The organism is Streptomyces sp. NPDC043854 (assembly GCF_056436005.1).
Window position 1 is genome coordinate 305,964 of the sequence record NZ_JBWKDK010000002.1, and the last position, 16,632, is coordinate 322,595.

General features: G+C 72.8%; 15 protein-coding genes, 1 other RNA gene and 1 pseudogene. 5 read left to right on the forward strand and 12 right to left on the reverse strand.

The window, feature by feature from the left end; translation table 11 throughout:
* Window positions 1-281: 281 nt before the first annotated feature.
* From AC068A_RS03425 to AC068A_RS03435, 3 genes are all read right to left on the reverse strand, one after another.
* Window positions 282-1,715, reverse strand: coding sequence for an NAD-dependent malic enzyme (locus tag AC068A_RS03425; RefSeq protein ID WP_360639353.1), 1,434 nt, complete (start codon window positions 1,713-1,715; stop codon window positions 282-284).
* Between the two features lie 529 nt (window positions 1,716-2,244).
* On the reverse strand, window positions 2,245-4,590 hold the full coding sequence (locus tag AC068A_RS03430; protein ID WP_478580009.1) for a HelD family protein: 2,346 nt from the start codon (window positions 4,588-4,590) through the stop codon (window positions 2,245-2,247).
* Window positions 4,591-4,681: 91 nt separating this feature from the next.
* Complete coding sequence (locus AC068A_RS03435; protein ID WP_478580012.1) at window positions 4,682-5,350, reverse strand: CGNR zinc finger domain-containing protein; 669 nt, start codon at window positions 5,348-5,350, stop codon at window positions 4,682-4,684.
* A 216-nt stretch (window positions 5,351-5,566) separates the two neighbouring features.
* On the opposite strand from AC068A_RS03435, the gene AC068A_RS03440 reads away from it, so the two are divergent.
* Both AC068A_RS03440 and AC068A_RS03445 read left to right on the forward strand, forming a co-directional pair.
* Window positions 5,567-5,785: a type II toxin-antitoxin system VapB family antitoxin gene (locus AC068A_RS03440; protein WP_478580013.1), complete on the forward strand. Its 219-nt coding sequence runs from the start codon at window positions 5,567-5,569 to the stop codon at window positions 5,783-5,785.
* 1 nt (window position 5,786) lies between these two features.
* Window positions 5,787-6,209: a PIN domain-containing protein gene (locus AC068A_RS03445; RefSeq protein ID WP_478580016.1), complete on the forward strand. Its 423-nt coding sequence runs from the start codon at window positions 5,787-5,789 to the stop codon at window positions 6,207-6,209.
* On the opposite strand, the gene AC068A_RS03450 is transcribed toward AC068A_RS03445, so the two are convergent.
* From AC068A_RS03450 to AC068A_RS03460, 3 genes are all read right to left on the reverse strand, one after another.
* Window positions 6,206-7,465: a uroporphyrinogen-III synthase gene (locus tag AC068A_RS03450; protein ID WP_478580019.1), complete on the reverse strand. Its 1,260-nt coding sequence runs from the start codon at window positions 7,463-7,465 to the stop codon at window positions 6,206-6,208. The genes AC068A_RS03445 and AC068A_RS03450 overlap by 4 nt on opposite strands.
* Window positions 7,466-7,590: 125 nt before the next feature.
* Window positions 7,591-8,961 (reverse strand): nitrate/nitrite transporter, encoded by a 1,371-nt coding sequence (locus AC068A_RS03455; protein ID WP_478580022.1) that lies wholly within the window; start codon window positions 8,959-8,961, stop codon window positions 7,591-7,593.
* A 96-nt stretch (window positions 8,962-9,057) separates the two neighbouring features.
* A complete protein-coding gene (locus tag AC068A_RS03460) occupies window positions 9,058-10,041 on the reverse strand; it encodes a LysR family transcriptional regulator (protein ID WP_478580025.1) in 984 nt (327 codons plus the stop codon).
* A gap of 85 nt (window positions 10,042-10,126) precedes the next feature.
* Here AC068A_RS03460 and AC068A_RS03465 point away from each other — a divergent pair, with 85 nt between their 5' ends.
* Window positions 10,127-11,398 carry an MFS transporter gene (locus AC068A_RS03465; RefSeq protein WP_478580028.1) on the forward strand — a complete coding sequence of 424 codons (1,272 nt, stop codon included), beginning with the start codon at window positions 10,127-10,129 and terminating at the stop codon, window positions 11,396-11,398.
* A gap of 14 nt (window positions 11,399-11,412) precedes the next feature.
* Here the strand turns inward: AC068A_RS03465 and AC068A_RS03470 are convergent, their stop codons facing one another.
* Complete coding sequence (locus AC068A_RS03470; RefSeq protein ID WP_478580031.1) at window positions 11,413-11,760, reverse strand: DUF6247 family protein; 348 nt, start codon at window positions 11,758-11,760, stop codon at window positions 11,413-11,415.
* A 173-nt stretch (window positions 11,761-11,933) separates the two neighbouring features.
* Here AC068A_RS03470 and AC068A_RS03475 point away from each other — a divergent pair.
* Window positions 11,934-12,083: pseudogene (locus AC068A_RS03475) on the forward strand (type II toxin-antitoxin system prevent-host-death family antitoxin); the annotation flags it as partial.
* A gap of 62 nt (window positions 12,084-12,145) precedes the next feature.
* Here AC068A_RS03475 and ssrA read toward each other — a convergent pair.
* The 5 genes from ssrA to ftsE form a co-directional block, all read right to left on the reverse strand.
* Window positions 12,146-12,538, reverse strand: a transfer-messenger RNA (tmRNA) gene (ssrA, locus tag AC068A_RS03480).
* A gap of 88 nt (window positions 12,539-12,626) precedes the next feature.
* Window positions 12,627-13,106 (reverse strand): SsrA-binding protein SmpB, encoded by a 480-nt coding sequence (gene smpB / locus AC068A_RS03485; protein WP_478580034.1) that lies wholly within the window; start codon window positions 13,104-13,106, stop codon window positions 12,627-12,629.
* Window positions 13,107-13,124: 18 nt separating this feature from the next.
* Window positions 13,125-14,333, reverse strand: coding sequence for a S41 family peptidase (locus AC068A_RS03490; protein ID WP_478580037.1), 1,209 nt, complete (start codon window positions 14,331-14,333; stop codon window positions 13,125-13,127).
* Between the two features lie 67 nt (window positions 14,334-14,400).
* A complete protein-coding gene (gene ftsX, locus AC068A_RS03495; protein ID WP_478580040.1) occupies window positions 14,401-15,330 on the reverse strand; it encodes a permease-like cell division protein FtsX in 930 nt (309 codons plus the stop codon).
* Between the two features lie 18 nt (window positions 15,331-15,348).
* Window positions 15,349-16,038, reverse strand: a complete 690-nt coding sequence (gene ftsE / locus AC068A_RS03500; protein ID WP_478580043.1) for a cell division ATP-binding protein FtsE — start codon at window positions 16,036-16,038, stop codon at window positions 15,349-15,351.
* A gap of 225 nt (window positions 16,039-16,263) precedes the next feature.
* Between ftsE and AC068A_RS03505 the strand changes: the two genes are divergently transcribed.
* A complete protein-coding gene (locus AC068A_RS03505; RefSeq protein ID WP_478580046.1) occupies window positions 16,264-16,458 on the forward strand; it encodes a hypothetical protein in 195 nt (64 codons plus the stop codon).
* The last annotated feature ends 174 nt before the right edge of the window (window positions 16,459-16,632 follow it).

Below are 16,632 nucleotides of genomic sequence, written 5' to 3' on the forward strand. Positions count from 1 at the left end.
TGGAGGCGTGAGATCGAAGCCGATGCTGCCAGGGCCCTCGGACAGTGCCCGGACCCGGGTCTGAAGCGTCAGACCCTCGCGCCCGGTTACGCATCCTGCCCCCACCAGCGGCGGGAAAGCCAATCCGGCACCCGCCAGGGTCACACGAAAAGCGCCACAGTCACGCCTCGGTGACGCTCCGTCCGCACCGGCGGGAAGGGCATCCCGGTCCTCGTGGGCATTCCCCGCAACACTAGAGGCGGCCCGCCCGGCCCGCATCCCGCGACGCGCCGGGATCCGGCTCAGGCGGACGTGGGCGTCGTCACAGCGGCCGCGGCGGCGGTGGCGGCCTTGCGGACGGCGCCGGCGACCGCGCCCGCGACCTTGTCGTTGAAGACGGACGGGATGATGTAGTTCGCGTTCAGCTCGTCCGCGCCGACGACGTCCGCCAGCGCGGTCGCGGCGGCCAGCATCATGTCGGTGTTCACCGTGCGGGACTGGGCGTCCAGCAGGCCGCGGAAGACGCCCGGGAAGACCAGCACGTTGTTGATCTGGTTCGGGAAGTCGGAGCGGCCGGTGGCCACGACGGCTGCGGTCTGGCGGGCGATGGCCGGGTCCACCTCGGGGTCCGGGTTCGCGAGCGCGAACACGATAGCGCCCTCCGCCATGGCGGCGACGTCCTCGCCGGACAGCACGTTCGGGGCCGAGACGCCGATGAACACGTCGGCGCCGACGACGGCCTCCTTCAACGTGCCCGTGTAGCCCTCGGGGTTGGTGTTGTCGGCGATCCAGCGCAGCGGCGAGTCCTCGGCGGCGTCGACCAGGTCGGGGCGGCCGGCGTGCACGACGCCGTGGATGTCGGCGCTCACGACGTTCTTCACGCCGGCCGCGAGGAGCAGCTTGAGGATGGCCGTGCCGGCCGCGCCGGCGCCCGACATGACCACCTTGACGTCGCCAACTGCCTTGCCCACGACGCGAAGTGCGTTGGTGAGGGCGGCGAGCACGACGATCGCGGTGCCGTGCTGGTCGTCGTGGAAGACGGGGATGTCCAGGGCCTCGCGCAGCCGGGCCTCGATCTCGAAGCAGCGGGGCGCGGAGATGTCCTCCAGGTTGATGCCGGCGAAGCCGGGGGCGATCGCCTTGACGATCTCGACGATGGCGTCGGAGTCCTGGGTGTCCAGGCAGATGGGCCAGGCGTCGATGCCGGCGAACCGCTTGAAGAGGGCGGCCTTGCCCTCCATGACGGGCAGGGCGGCCTTCGGGCCGATGTTGCCCAGGCCCAGCACGGCGGAGCCGTCCGTCACGACTGCGACGGAGTTGCGCTTGATGGTGAGGCGGCGCGCGTCCTCGGGGTTCTCGGCGATCGCCATGCACACGCGGGCGACGCCCGGGGTGTAGATCATCGAGAGGTCGTCACGGTTGCGGATGGGGTGCTTGGACGCCATCTCGATCTTGCCGCCGAGGTGCATCAGGAACGTACGGTCGGAGACCTTGCCCAGGCTGACGCCCTCGATGCCGCGGAGCTTGTCGACGATCTCGTCCGCGTGTGCGGTGGAGGTCGCGGCGATGGTGACGTCGATGCGGAGCTTCTCGTGGCCGGAGGCGGTCACATCGAGGCCGGTGACCGAGCCGCCGGACGACTCCACGGCCGTGGTGAGCTGGGAGACCGCGGTTCCGCTCGCGGGCACTTCCAGGCGGACCGTCATCGAGTACGAGACGCTGGGCGCCGTTGCCATGGCCGTGTTTCCTCTTCTGTCCCTGTTTTTCGTGTACGCACAGGGCCCCGCAGCACGCCGGGTGCGGCAGGACCTGTTGTCCGATCGTCCCACCTACCGGTCGGTAGCAGGTAACCGGCTACGAATTCCGGAAAGATTCTTCCACCATACGAGATGAAGAGCGGGGCGAGGAAACCCGGGCGACACGAAAAAGGTCCGCGCTCCTCGGCTTCGAGGGGCGCGGACCTGTGCAGACCCGTCCAAAACTTGTGACACCGACCCGCCATGCTCGCCTCGCGGCAAGTGGTCGCTCTAGGCGACGAAGGTTGGGCCCGGGGGCTTGGATCGAGCCGGTGTCGTACCCAGGCTAACAAAGGATCCGGGCGGCCGGTCCCCCGCGCGGGACTCCGCCCCGCCCCGCCACGCTTCCGGCCGCGGGCCATCCGTGACGGCGCCCCGCACCGGCCGGGGCCGCCGTCACCCCGTACCGTCCGGGGCCGCCGTCACCGTGCCGTCCGGGGCCGCCGTCGGGCCGTCGTCAGGGCCGCCCTCACGGCCGCAGCAGGGACGGCAGGCCGTCCGCGTCCGGCTCGTCCCGCTCGGTGGAGATCACCGTCAGCTGCTGCGTCGCACGCGTCAGCGCCACGTACAGCACGCGCAGGCCCGCCGGGAACTCGCCCGCCTCGACCTCCTCACGGGTGGTGCCGCCAGCGATCTCCGCCGGGGAGACGACCACCGTGGCGTCGTACTCCAGGCCCTTGGCCTCCAGGCTGCCCAGCGCGACCGCCCGCTCGCCCAGTTCCGCCAGCCAGCCGGCGGCCTCCTCGCGCCGGTCCATGGCGACGACCACGCCGACGGTGCCGTCGACCTGCTCCAGCAGCCGGCGCGCCTCCTCCCGCACCACGGCCCCCAGATCGCCGTCGGCGGTGGTGAACCGCGGCTCCAGGCCGGTGGAGCGGACCGCGGTCGGCGGCTCCATCCCCGGCATCGCCAGCTTCAGCACCCGGGCGGCGATCTCGGCGACCTCCGCCGGGTTGCGGTAGTTCACCGTCAGGGTGAAGCGGCGGCGCGGCCGGGTGCCCAGGGCCTCGTCACGGGCGGCGGCCGCCTCCTCCAGGTCGGTCCACGAGGACTGCGCGGGGTCGCCGACCACCGTCCAGGTGCCGTGTCGGCCGCGGCGGCCGACCATCCGCCACTGCATGGGCGTCAGGTCCTGCGCCTCGTCCACGATCACGTGCGCGTACTCGGTGCGCTCCGCGGCGATCCGCTCCGCGCGCTCCCACTGGCTCTCCTCGCGGACCGGCATCAGCTCCTGGAGCCCGGTCAGCTGGTCCAGCGGGTCCGCCTCCCGCTTCCGCTTCGGCCGCGCCGGGGCGCCGAGCAGCTGCTGGAGCTCGTCCAGCAGGGCCACGTCGTGCACCGACAGCGGGCCGTTGCCGTCCGGTCCGACGCGGCGCAGCGAACGGGCCAGCCGGCGGGCCTCGCGCGGGTTCAGCACCCGGCGCGACCAGCGGCCGAGGCGCCGCTCGTCGCCGAGGGCGCCGAGCACGGCGCGCGGGGTCAGCTCGGGCCACCAGGCGTTCAGGAACTCGATGAAGGAGTCCTCGGTGGAGACGTCCTCGTCGAAGGCCGAGCGCAGCTCGGCGGCCAGCTCCGGGTCGCTGTGCCGGCCGGCCGCGCCCGTCTTCGCGTACAGGGCGTCCAGGAGCAGCTTGCGGGCGCGCGGGCGCAGCAGGTTGACCGGGGCGGTGCCGCCGAGCACGTTCTGCCGGATCCGGTTCAGCTCGTCGGCCTCCAGCTCCACGCGGCGGGAGAAGGCCACCACGCGCAGCCGCTCGGGCGCGTCGCCGAGTTCGAGCGCGCCGCGGACGGCCTTGCGCAGGACCTTCAGCATCCGGGAGGAGCCCTTGATCCGGGCCACGGCCGCCTCGTCGTACGCGGTGGCCTCGGCGCCGTCGACCAGCGAGCCCAGCGCCCGGATCGCGACCTGGCCCTCCTCGCCGAGCGAGGGCAGCACGCCCTCGGTGTACGAGACGAGCAGCGGGGTCGGGGAGACGATCAGGATGCCGCCGGAGTAGCGGCGCCGGTCCTGGTAGAGCAGGTAGGCGGCGCGGTGCAGGGCGACGGCGGTCTTGCCGGTGCCGGGGCCGCCCGCGACCTCGGCGACGGACGCGGCGGGGGCGCGGATGACGAGGTCCTGCTCGGCCTGGATGGACGAGACGATGTCGCGCATGGTGTGCGTACGGGCCCGCCCGAGGGCGGCCATGAGGGCGCCGTCGCCGATCGCCGGCAGTTCGCGGCCGTCGAGGAAGGCGGTGACCTCGGGGCGCATCAGGTCGTCCTCGACGCCGAGGACCTTGCGGCCCTTGGAGCGGATGACGCGGCGCCGCACGACCCGGCCGGGGTCCTTGGGCGTGGACCGGTAGAACGGCGCGGCGGCCGGCGCGCGCCAGTCGATGACCAGCGGCGCGTAGTCGGCGTCGAGGACGCCGATGCGGCCGATGTGCAGGGTCTCGGCGATGTCGGCGACCGGGCCGGTCCCACCCTCGCGGATCGCGTCGTCGGCGGGCTGGACGGAGGTGTACGCGCCGTCCGGGCCGCGCTCGCCGTCCTTGCCGAGCACCAGGTCGATGCGGCCGAAGAGGAAGTCCTCGAACTCGTTGTTGAGCCGGTTGAGGTGGATGCCCGCCCGGAAGACCTGCGCGTCGCGCTCGGCCAGCGCGCCGGGCGTGCCGACCTGGCCGCGCTTGGCCGCGTCGTTCATCAGGAACTCGGCCTCGTCGATCTTCTCCTCGAGGCGGCGGTACACCTGGTCCAGATGAGTCTGCTCGATCGCGATCTCCCGATCGCGGACGGAATCCGCCGTGCTGTCGACAGCGGCATCCTGCGCGGCCACCAATGGCCCCCTTCTGACGTGCATGGGCGACCGTCAACCGTACGCGAAGCCGTGCCCGGTCCGCACGCCCGTTCCGTCGGCGGCGGGCGGATCACCTGGCCGGGCGGGCGGCGAGGACGCGGCGCCGGTGGCGGGCGACGCGCTCGCGGTTGCCGCACACCTCGCTGGAGCACCAGCGGCGCCGGTGGCCGCGGGAGGTGTCCAGGTAGACGCGGGTGCAGCCGTCCGCCGCGCAGGAGCGCAGCAGGGCCCGGTCGCCGGGGTCGGTGAGGAGTTCCACGGCGTCCCGGGCGACCGCGGCGAGCAGCGCGCCGCACTCCACCCCGCCGCACAGCTCCCGTACGAGGTGCCCCTCCTGGTCCTGGACGGCGCACAGGCCGGGGGGTGGTCCGGCGGCCAGCGCGTTGACCCGGGCGAGCGCGCCCTCGTCGGGCCCGGCCCCGGCGAGCTCGGCGCGGACGAGGCTGCCGACGTCGGCGCGCAGGGTCCGGAAGGCCGCGACCCAGTCGGGGCCCACCCGGGTGAGCGGGGTCCGGTCGGGGACGAGCCCGGCGCCGGCGAGCCACAGGCGCAGCCCGTCGCCGTCGCGGAGCTCCTCAGTGCGCGAGGCGGCCGCGTCGGCGGGGGCGCCGGGGGCTGCGCCGTCGGCGGCACCAGAGGATCCCGCGCCGGCGGATCCCGCGGCGGCGGATCCCGCGGCGGCGGGCACCGCGGAGGTGGCCAGCAGGTCCAGGCACACCCGCCCGGAGTCGAACCACATGCCCGTCACCGCCTCTTGTCAGGGACGCGCTTTCAGAGTGCCGCGCGCCGGGTGGATGCGGAACCCCCCGTACGGGCGGCCGATGGTGCTGTTTCGCGAGGGGCCGGGGCCGGCGCTGCTCGTGGCGACGGCACCGGCGGCATGGGCGAGACCGAGGCGCGATGTATGCGATATCCGATACCCTTGGACAAAGCCCATGTTGCGCTGGAGGCCCCTGTGTCAGCCACCCAGATCGATCTCGACGACGAAGCCCTGGCAGAGGCGATGCGGCTCTCGGGGGCCCGGACCAAGAAGGAGACCGTCAACCGCGCCCTGCGCGAGTACGTCGAGCGCCGGCGCCGCACGGAGGCCCGGCTGCGCCACTTCCAGGCCGCGCAGGATTGGGACGAGGAGGGGTTCCTCCGCCTGCACCGCGCCGAGAAGGGGCTCGGCTGAGGTGCTCCGCTATCTGATCGACTCGACCGCGGTGTGGCGCCTCCAGCGCGACCGGGAGCTCAACGGGGCCTGGGCCCACGAGGTGGACGAGGGCAACGTCGGCTCGTGCCGTCCGCAGCGGACGGAGTTCCGCCGGTCGGCGCGGAACCTCGACGAGTACGAGGCCATGACCGACATGTTCGCCGACCTCTACCCCGACGTCGCCGTGCCCAAGAACGCATGGCAGTGGATCGAGACGGCGCAGTACCGCCTTGCGCAGCGCAGCCGGCACCAGAGTCTTTCCGTCGTCGACTGGATCGTCTGTGCGACTGCTTCACACCACGGCCTCGTCATCCTCCACGACGACAAGGACTTCACGGCTGCAGCAGCACTGCTCCCGGACGTGCAGGAGCACAACGTCCACCGCACCGCCCGCGGCGGTTAGTCGGCGTACTTGGCGTCGACCCCCGCGTCCAGCGCCAGCCGGTAGCCCCGCTTGACCATCGTCTGGATGAGGTTCGGCACCCCCAGCGCCCCGCGCAGCCGGGCCATGGCCGTCTCCACTGCGTGCTCGTCCCGGCCCGCCCCGGGCAGCGCCCGCAGCAGCTCCGCGCGGGCCACGACCCAGCCGGGCCGCCGGGCCAGCGCCCGCAGCAGGGCCATCCCGGCCGGCGGCACGGGCCGCAGCGCGTCGTCCACGAGCACCGCTTGGCCCCGGATCTCCAGCCGGTGCCCGGCGACCGGCAGCACCTTGGCCCGGCCGGGCAGCTCCCGGCACAGCAGCTGCACCAGCGGGCCGAGCCGGAACCGCTCCGGCTGCACGGTGTCCACGCCGCGCGCCTGGAGCGGTACCGCCGTCACCGGGCCCACGCACGCGGAGAGCACGCTGCCGCGCAGCCCGGCCAGCACCGGGTCCGCAAGGCCCCGTTCCTCGGCCCGGGACAGCAGCGAGGCCGCCGCCGGGGCGGAGGTGAAGCTCACTGCGTCGACCCCGCCGCACACCACCGCGTCCAGCAGCCGGTCCAGCGGCCCGAGGTCCTCCGGGGCCATCCACCGGTACACCGGGACGCCTACGACGTCGGCCCCGCCGGCCCGCAGGGCCTCGACGAACCCGGGCAGCGGTTCGCCGTGCAGCTGGATCGCGATGCGCCGCCCGGCCACCCCGCCGGCCAGCAGCCGGTCGAGGACCTCGGCGAGGGACTCCGATTCCGGGGACCAGTCCTCCACCAGCCCGGCGGCCCGGATGGCACCCTTCACCTTCGGGCCGCGGGCGAGGAGTTCGGCGGCGCGCAGCCGTCCGAGCAGCTCCTCGCCGAGGCCCCAGCCGTCGGCGGCCTCGATCCAGCCGCGGAACCCGATGGCGGTGGTGGCGACGACCGCGTCTGGCGGGGCGGCGAGCAGTTCCCGTGTGGCGGCGAGGAGTTCGCTGTCGTCGGCGAGCGGCACGATCCGCAGCGCGGGGGCGTGCAGGACGGTGGCTCCGCGCCGGCGCAGCAGGGCGATCAGCTCGTCCGCCCGCCGGGCGGCGGTGACCCCCACGGTGAAGCCGGCCAGCGGAGCGACCGCTGCCGCCGCGGCGACCGTGGTGACGGCGGCGGCAGCGGCGGCCGCGGCGGCCGGATCGGCCGGGTCGGCGGCGGGAGCAGCGGCGACGGCGGTGGCGGTTGCGCTGCCGGCACGCGTCGGGGTGTCGTCGTCCATGGTGACCTGCCTTGCCCAGTGGGTCGTTATCGCGTTCGCGACCACGTGTCGCGCGACGGGAACCGAGCCTGTCAAGTCTGCGTGTCAGGCCCGGTTCCGCCGTATTTCGTGGCCGTAAATCGCTGTTACACCGACATGAGCTGCGGCTTCGCCTCGACCCCGGCGTCCGGGCGGGCCGCGGCGGCGGGCCGGCGAAGGTATACCGCCCAGGTGACCGTGCAGCAGACGGCGTAGCAGCCGAGGAAGGCGACGAAGGCGGCGGTCCCGGACCCCGAGACCCGGAAGGCCTCCCGGAAGGCCAGGTTGATGCCGAGTCCGCCGAGCGCGCCCACCGCCCCGATGAGGCCCATGGAGGCGCCGGAGAGCCGCCGCCCGTAGGCGGCCGCGGCCTCGCCGCCCATGCCGCGGGCGAGGGCCTGGGCCTGGAAGATGCCGGGGATCATCTTGTACGTGGATCCGTTGCCGATCCCGCTGAGCACGAACAGCCCGATGAACCCGGCGAGGAAGAGGGGCAGCGACTCCCGCAGCGAGGCGTACACGACCACCCCGGTCGCGGCGGCCATCGCCGCGAAGCTGCCGAGGGTGATGCGCGCCCCGCCGAACCGGTCCGCGAGAGCACCGCCCACGGGACGGATCAGTGATCCGAGCAGCGGTCCGACGAAGGTGAGCGAGGCGGCCTGCAGCGGGGTCCGGCCGAACTGCGTCTGGAGCACCAGCCCGAAGGCGAAGCTGTAGCCGATGAAGGAGCCGAAGGTGCCGACGTACAGCAGCGCCATGATCCAGGTGTGCCGTTCGCGGACCGCCTCCCGCAGGGCGCCCCCGTCGTTCCGCACCGGCGCCAGGTTGTCCATCCGCAGCAGTGCCATCACGGCCGCGGCCACGATCAGCGGCAGGTAGACGGACAGGAGCAGCCTGGGCCGCCCGGCTCCGGCGGTCGCGATGACGAGCAGCGCGGCCAGCTGCACCACCGGCACCCCGATGTTGCCGCCGCCCGCGTTCAGGCCGAGCGCCCAGCCCTTCTTGCGCAGCGGGAAGAAGGCGTTGATGTTGGTCATCGAGGAGGCGAAGTTCCCGCCGCCGACACCGGTGAGGGCCGCCACGGCCAGGAAGGTCCCGTACGAGGTCCCGGGCTCCATGACGAACAGCGCTGCCGTGGTCGGCGCGAGCAGCAGCAGGGCGCTGACGACGGTCCAGTTCCGGCCGCCGAACCGGGCGACGGCGAAGGTGTAGGGGATGCGGACGAGGGCGCCCACGGTGGTGGCCGTCGCGATGAGGAAGAACTTGCCGGCCGGGTCGATCCCGTACTCGGGGCCCATGAAGAGCACCATCACCGACCACAGGGACCAGATGGAGAACCCGATGTGCTCGCTGACCACGGACCACAGCAGGTTGCGGCGGGCGATCCGCTCGCCGGACTCCTTCCAGAAGGCCTCGTCCTCCGGGTCCCACCGCTCGATCCAGCGGCCTCCCCTGCGCGGTGCGGTCGTACCGGTCATCACACGCCTCCACAGTTCCTCGGTCCGTGGTCCGAGGTTAGGAACGGCGCGTTTCGGCCTCGGTCCCCGCCGGATGACCGGCGGGAAACCTTGCACTCACCCGCCGCGGGGCAGGCCTGTGAGCGCGGCGGCCGGGAGCCAGCTCCCGGCGGGCACGTCCAGCCAGCCGCGGTCGGCGGCGAGATGGGCCGCGGCCCGTCGCAGCGCGTCGAGGCCGGGGTGCCGGAACCCCTTGCGCCACGCCATCGACAGCGGCGACAGCGGCACCGGGTCGGCCAGCGGGCGCTTCACGCAGCCGGGCATGTCGACGAAGTCGACGGTGGCCAGGACCGGGTTGCGGGTCTTCGCCATCACCCGGCGGAACTCGTCCTTCCCCACCGCCACGGGCGCGGGCGGCGCCAGCGCGATCCCCCGCCCCTCGAACAGCTCGCGCGCCAGCCGCGTCCACTCCAGGGTCCGCGGGTTCCCGGCCCCGGCGTACACCCGCTCCCCGGCGAGCGCACCGATGGGCAGCGGTCCGCCGCCGTGCTGCTGTTCCACGGCCAGCGGGTGCCCGTCGGGCAGCAGGACGGCGAGCGGCTCGTAGCGTACGGGCACGTGGTCGAGGCGGGCGCGGAGCACCGGCTCCAGCCCGTCGACGTACCCGAACGCCACGTCCAGCCGCCCGGCGGCGACCTCGGCCGCGGCGTGCGTCAGCCCGCTCTCGAAGCGGGCCATCAGCTCGCAGTCCGGGGCGAGTTCGCGGGCCCGCTCCAGCACGGTGCGGGCGGTGCTCGGGCCGTCGGTGTTCAGGTCGACCAGCAGCGGGCGCGGGCCGGCGAAGGCGCCGGCCAGCTCCTCGTACGCGGCCAGCACCCGCCGGGCCGGCGCCACCAGCCGCTCCCCGTCGGCGGTCAGCTCGACGGCACGGGTGGTCCGGGCGAACAGGGGCGTTCCCAGGGCCTCTTCCAGACGGCGCACGTCCCTGCTGAGGGCCTGCTGGGCCAGGTACAGCCGGGCGGCGGCACGGGTGAAGTGCAGTTCCTCGGCCACCGCGAGGAAGGAGCGCAGCAGCCGGGGTTCCAGGTCACGGGCATTCACCCGCCGAGACTAACAACCAAAACCGGTGAATCGGCGGCGAACAGGTGTTGGACGCCTCCCCCCGCCGGCCCGGATCTTGGATGACATGCCGCACACCGCCCCGCCCCCGACCCGCCCCCGCATGACCATGACCGGCACCACGCTGGTGATCGCACCGCTCCCGGACCGGAAGCCGTCCCGGCCCCGTCGCGAGCCGGGCCCCTACGGCCGCCTGTTCGCCCTCCCGGGCACCCGCGCCTTCACCGCCGGGAACCTGCTGGCCCGCCTCCCCATGGGCATGTTCGGCGTCAGCGCGGTGATGATGATCGCCGGCCAGCGCGGCTCCTACGCCCTCGCCGGCGCGGTCACGGCCACCGGCCTCGCGGCCACCGCCCTGGTCGCGCCCTGGACCGCCCGCCTGGTCGACCGGTACGGACAGGCGCGGATCGCCGTCCCGGCCACGCTGATCGCGGTCCTCGGCTCGCTCTCGCTGATCCTGTGCGTCCGCTCCGGCGCCCCCGCCTGGACCCTCTTCGCCAGCTACGCGGCCACGGCGACCACACCCAACATCGGCGGCATGTCCCGGGCCCGCTGGACCCACCTGCTACGCGACAACCGCTCCGCCCACCACACGGCCATGGCCTTCGAACAGGCCGCCGACGAGCTGTGCTTCATGCTCGGCCCGGTGGTCGCGGCCGCCCTGTGCTCGGCCGCCTTCCCCGAGGCGGGCACCCTCACCGCCGCCGTCCTCCTCCTCACCGGCATGCTGCTCTTCACCGCACAGCGCTCGACGGAACCCCCGCCGAACCGGACCGCCCGGGACACCGCCCCGCTCCGCTCCGTCCGCCCCCTGCTGGCCCTCTTCCTCCCCCTCGGCGTGATGTTCGGCGCGCTGGAGGTCACTTCCATCGCCTACCTCGACGCCCACGGCCTGGGCGCCGCCTCCGGGCCGGTCCTGGCCCTCCAGGCGGCCGGCTCCTGCGCGGCGGGCCTCCTCTACGGCACGCTCCGCCCGCTCACCCTGCCCGCCTGCCTGGCCGCCCTCACCGCAGCAATGGCCCTGCCCTGGGCGGCGGCCGCGACGGGCTCGGTGCTCCTGCTGGGCTGCGCCCTCCTCCTGGCGGGCATGGCCACGGCCCCGACCATGGTCACGGCGATGTCCCGCGTCCACGCCGCGACCCCGCCGGCCCGCCTCAACGAGGGCATGACCCTGGCGGTCACCGCGATCTTCGCGGGCATCGCCACCGGCTCGGCAACCGCAGGCTGGACCATCGACCACTGGGGCACCACGACCCCGTACGCCCTCCCGGCCGCGTCGGCCCTCCTGGCCCTGGCGATCGGGGCAGCCCTCACGGGAGGCCCAACCCGGACCAGGTGACGCCGCCCGGTCGCTCACAGACCTGCTTCGTGCCCCGCCGCCCGGAGGATCTGTTGGATCTCTGCGAGTGCCTCCGCAGGATCCTCCTCCCCAGCGTCGGTCAAGGCTTCCAGAGCGTGGAAGCGGGCGGCCCGGGCGGGGTGGCGGGCGATGGCCACGGTCACCGCCCAGGCGTGAACGAAGCTCCGCAGGGGAGCGAGGCTCTGAGCCTGCTGCGCGTTCGTGGCGGCCTCGGCCAGATGCTCGTCGAAGGCGCGGATCCGGGAGGGGGCGATGCGGGCAACGGCGTGCCGCATGGCGGAAACGGTGAGTTCCGGCATCGGGATCAGCGCCCCGCCTTCGACGGGGACAGGCGTACCCACGTCTCCTTCTCGGTAGGACCCCGGTCGCGACCGGCATCCCACGCTACCGCCCTGACGGGCGGTGGGGGCGGCCTTGGGGAATGATCTGAACCGCTCTTGTCTGCGCCGCACGGCGCAGCTGCCCGCTCCCCGCCCTACGGAGGTAGGTACCGCACATGACCACACAGGCCGACGACGATGACGACGCCTGGGAGGAGACCCGCTACCTGCTGCGCTCCCCCGCCAACGCCCGCCGGCTTATGGAAGCCGTCGCCCGTGACCGCGAGGGGGCGGCCACAGCCACGGCATGCGGGGAGGTGCGAGCCTCGACCAAGGAGGATTGAGGCCACGGCATGACGAAGGCCCCGCGACCGAACCGGTCGCGGGGCCTTCGCCCACATGGGATGAGTGGAGATGGCGGGAATCGAACCCGCGTCCAACGGTGCAGAACCAGGGCTTCTCCGAGCGCAGTCCGCTTCGATTTTCTCGGCCCCGGAGATCACGCGGACAAGTCTCCGACGGGCTCAGTCACTGTTTGATTTCCCTCCGACCCCCGTGACCGGGGTTAGAGGTTTAGATCCCTAGCTGACGCCAGGATCCGGGTCGGGATCACGCCCGGGCTGACGCTCCTCACAGAGGCTTCGTTTGTTTCGCTGAGATTAGGCAGCGAGGGCGAAGCGGGAGTTATCGCTCTTGGTGTTGGCGATTATTTTTTGCGACATAGGGTTAACGAGATCATTGCCGCTTCCTCGGCTCGCTTCCCCTGCCTCGACATCCGCTGTCGAAACCGATCATCCCCATGTTGAATTAACAAACTGCATCCGCCCCTCACCAGGGGGCGGCGCTGACGCCATGGTACGCGACCACGGCCGTCGCAAGCTACAGGATTAACCCCGCTGACGCCTGCGCGCCGCAGACATCGCGCGGTCGGCCTCACGGCGGTCCTGCTTCTCGCGCAGCGTCTGGCGCTTGTCGTACTCCTTCTTGCCCTTCGCCAGCGCGATCTCGACCTTCGCCCGGCCGTCCTTGAAGTACAGCGACAGGGGCACGATCGTGTGACCCGTCTCCTGCGACTTGGACTCCAGCTTGTCGATCTCCTCGCGGTGGAGGAGCAGCTTGCGCTTCCGGCGGGCGCTGTGGTTGGTCCAGGTGCCCTGGCTGTACTCCGGCACGTGCACGTTGTGCAGCCACGCCTCGTGGCCGTCCATCTGCACGAACCCGTCGACCAGCGAGGCCCGGCCCTGGCGCAGCGACTTCACCTCGGTGCCCATGAGCACGAGGCCGCACTCGTAGGTGTCGAGGATGTGGAAGTCGTGCCGCGCCTTCTTGTTCTGGGCGATCAGCTTGCGCCCTTTTTCCTTAGCCATAGTGCAGCCATTTTCGCACTACGAACCCGCCCCGAGGCCACCCAATACCGCACGGGCCCGCTCCTCGACGGCCGTGCCCGCCGCGAGGTCCGGGGTGATGCCGCTGCCGTCGAGGCTGCGCCCCGCCGGGGTGCGGTACGTGCCCACCGTCAGCTCGGCGACCGAGCCGTCCGGGAGCTGCGTCGGCATCTGCACCGCGCCCTTGCCGAAGGTCCGGGTGCCCACGGCGACGGCGCGGCCGCGGTCCTGGAGGGCGCCCGTGACGAGTTCCGCCGCGCTCATGGTGCCGCCGTCGACCAGGGCGACCAGCGGCCGGGCGGTGTCCCCGCCGGGGGCGGCGTACAGGGCGCGCTCGTCGCCGCGGACGTCGTACGTGGCGACGAGTCCCCCGTCGAGGAAGGCGGACGCGGCGGTCACGGCCTCGGTGACGAGCCCGCCCGGGTTGCCGCGCAGGTCGAGCATGACGCCGGCGCCGGGCGGGGCGGCCCGGACGGCGGCCTTGACGCGCTCGCCGGAGCCGCGGCTGAAGGAGGCGACCTTGATGACGGTGATCCCGCCGGGCAGTTCCCGTACGGTCACGGGCTCGGTGCGCAGCTGCTCGCGGTGGAGGGTCTGGGTGAGGTCCGGGGCGCCGTCCCGGCCGTACCGCAGGACCACGGGGGTGCCGGCCTCGCCGCGCAGGAGGGCGACGACCTCGGAGACGCGCAGGCCGGTGACGGGGCGGCCGTCGACGTCGAGCAGCCGGTCCCCGGCGCGCAGGCCGGCGCGGGCGGCGGGGCTGCCGGGCTGGACCCTGCCGATCTCGATGCGGCCGTCGGCGCGGCGCTCGGGCCACAGTCCGACACCGGTCCAGCGGCCGTCGAGGTCGTCGGCGAAGGCGGCGTACTCGCCCTGGTCGTAGACGACGCCCCAGCGGTCGCCGCTGCGGCTGACCACTTCCTGGGCGGCCTTCTTGCCGGACTTGCCCTCGGCGACGGCCTCGGCGGCGGCGCGGGCGACGGCCTCCCGGTCGGCGGTGCCGGCGGGCGGGCCGGACGGTCCGGGGGCGGGGGCGGGGGCGGCGGTGTCGGCGGCCGTTAATCCGGCGTCGGCACGGCCTGCGGCGCCGGCGCCGTCCCAGCAGCCGAGGCCCGCGGCGGCGGTGACGGCCGCGACGAAGGCCAGCGTCAAAGCGGCCCCGCGACGGAGGTCGCGGGGCCGAAGACAGAAGGCGGGCAGACCCTGCATGGCGCCGAGTCTAGGACAAGGTCCGTATGGGCACGCCGGGTTGGACGGAGCTCACACGGGGCGCTTGTCACACCTTCAGGTACTTGCGCAACGCCAGGAAGGCCGCCAGGGAGGGCATCAGCACGCCGATGGCGAGCACCAGCGGCAGCTTCGTCAGCACGGAGTCCCAGCCGATGAAGTTGATCAGCTCCATCTTGGTGCGCAGCGCGGCCCCGTGGTCGATGACGAAGTACTGGCCGGCGCCGAGCATGAGGCAGGCGAACACGGCGCCGATGAGGCCGGCGAACGCGGCCTCCATGATGAACGGCACCTGGATGTAGAAGCTGGAGGCGCCGACCAGCCGCATGATCCCGGTCTCCCTGCGCCGGCTGAAGGCCGAGACGCGCACCGTGTTGACGATCAGCAGCAGGGCCACGATCAGCATGATCAGCATGATGCCGAGGGCGGCCCAGTTGAGGTAGTTGAGCATCTGGAAGAGGTTGTCCAGCTCGCGGTGCTGGTCCTCCACCGACTGCACGCCGTCACGGCCGGCGAACGCGGTCGTGATGACCTGGTACTTCTCCGGCTCCTTGAGCTTCACGCGGAAGGACTCGGGCATCTGGTCCGGGGTGACGACCGAGGCGAGCGCGGTGTGCCCGAAGCGCTCCTTGTAGTGCTTGTAGGCCTCGTCGGCGGACTCGTAGTGGACCGTCTGGACGAGGTCCATCTTCTTCAGGTCGGTCTCGATCTGCTGCTTCTGCTCGGGCGTGACCGCGCCCTTGGCGCAGGCCTTGCTCCCGGTCTCGCTGTTCTCCGCGTCGCTCTTGTTGCACAGGTAGATCGAGACGTTGACCTTGTCGTACCAGTAGCCCTTCATCTGGCTCACCTGGTCGCGCATGAGCAGGGAGCCGCCGAACAGGGCCAGCGACAGGGCCACGGAGATGATGACCGCGAAGGTCATGGTGAGATTGCGGCGGAGACCGACGCCGATCTCCGACATGACGAACTGGGCGCGCATGACGTCTGGGTGGGCCTTTCAGTGCTGGTAGCCGTAGACGCCGCGCGACTGGTCGCGTACGAGACGGCCCTGTTCGAGTTCGATGACGCGCTTGCGCATCTGGTCCACGATCTGCTGGTCGTGCGTGGCCATGATGACGGTGGTGCCGGTGCGGTTGATCCGGTCGAGCAGCTTCATGATCCCGACGGAGGTCTGCGGGTCGAGGTTGCCGGTGGGCTCGTCCGCGATCAGCAGGGAGGGGCGGTTGACGAAGGCGCGGGCGATGGCCACGCGCTGCTGCTCACCGCCGGAGAGCTCGCCGGGCATGCGGCCCTCCTTGCCGCCGAGGCCCACCAGCTCCAGGACCTGCGGGACGGCCTTGCGGATCTCGCCGCGCGGCTTGCCGATGACCTCCTGGGCGAAGGCGACGTTCTCCGCCACCGTCTTGTTGGGCAGCAGGCGGAAGTCCTGGAAGACGGTCCCCAGCTGGCGCCGCATCTGCGGGACCTTCCAGTTGGAGAGCTTGCCGAGGTCCTTGCCCAGGACGTGGACCTGGCCGTGGCTGGCCCGCTCCTCGCGGAGGATCAGCCGCAGGAAGGTGGACTTGCCGGAGCCGGAGGAGCCGACCAGGAAGACGAACTCGCCCTTCGCGATCTCCAGGGAGACATCTCTGAGTGCGGGACGGTTCTGCTTCGGGTAGGACTTGGAGACGTTGTCGAATCGGATCACGGGTGCACCACGGTCGCCGGGGGTAGGTGTGCGTGACCATACGCGAACGGGCGCGGGGAGGGGACCCGCCGCCCGTAGTTGCCCGATATATCCCCTGGTCGGGGAAGGGAGCGTTCGCGATTGCCCGGACGGGCCGCGCCGAATGTCGCCGGAGCTGGCACAGTGGTAGGGGGAACGGGAGCGTTCCCCCACGCGTTGTTCAAGGGGACGAGAGGAGGAGAGCGCATGACATATGACCGGCTCGTGTGCGCGAACTGCGCCGCGCCCGTCAGTCAGGGCCGCTGCCCGGTGTGCCGGGCGAACCGGGAGCGCCTCCAGCAGGAGGGCCCCTTCGCAGGCCTGAACCCCATGGCGCTCATCGCGCTCCTGGTGGTCCTCGTGGCGGCAGCCCTGGCCCTGGTGGCCCAGCAGACGGCCTAGAGACGGGCACGGGCACAGGGCGCGGGGTCTCCTCGCGGCACGTCCCGGAACCGGAAAACCGGAAAACAGATGCCGAACGGCGGCGGGGGGGGGGGGGGGGGGGGGGGGGGGGGGGGGGGGGGGGGGGGGGGGGGGGGGGGGGGGGGGGGGGGGGGGGGGGGGGGGGGGGGGGGG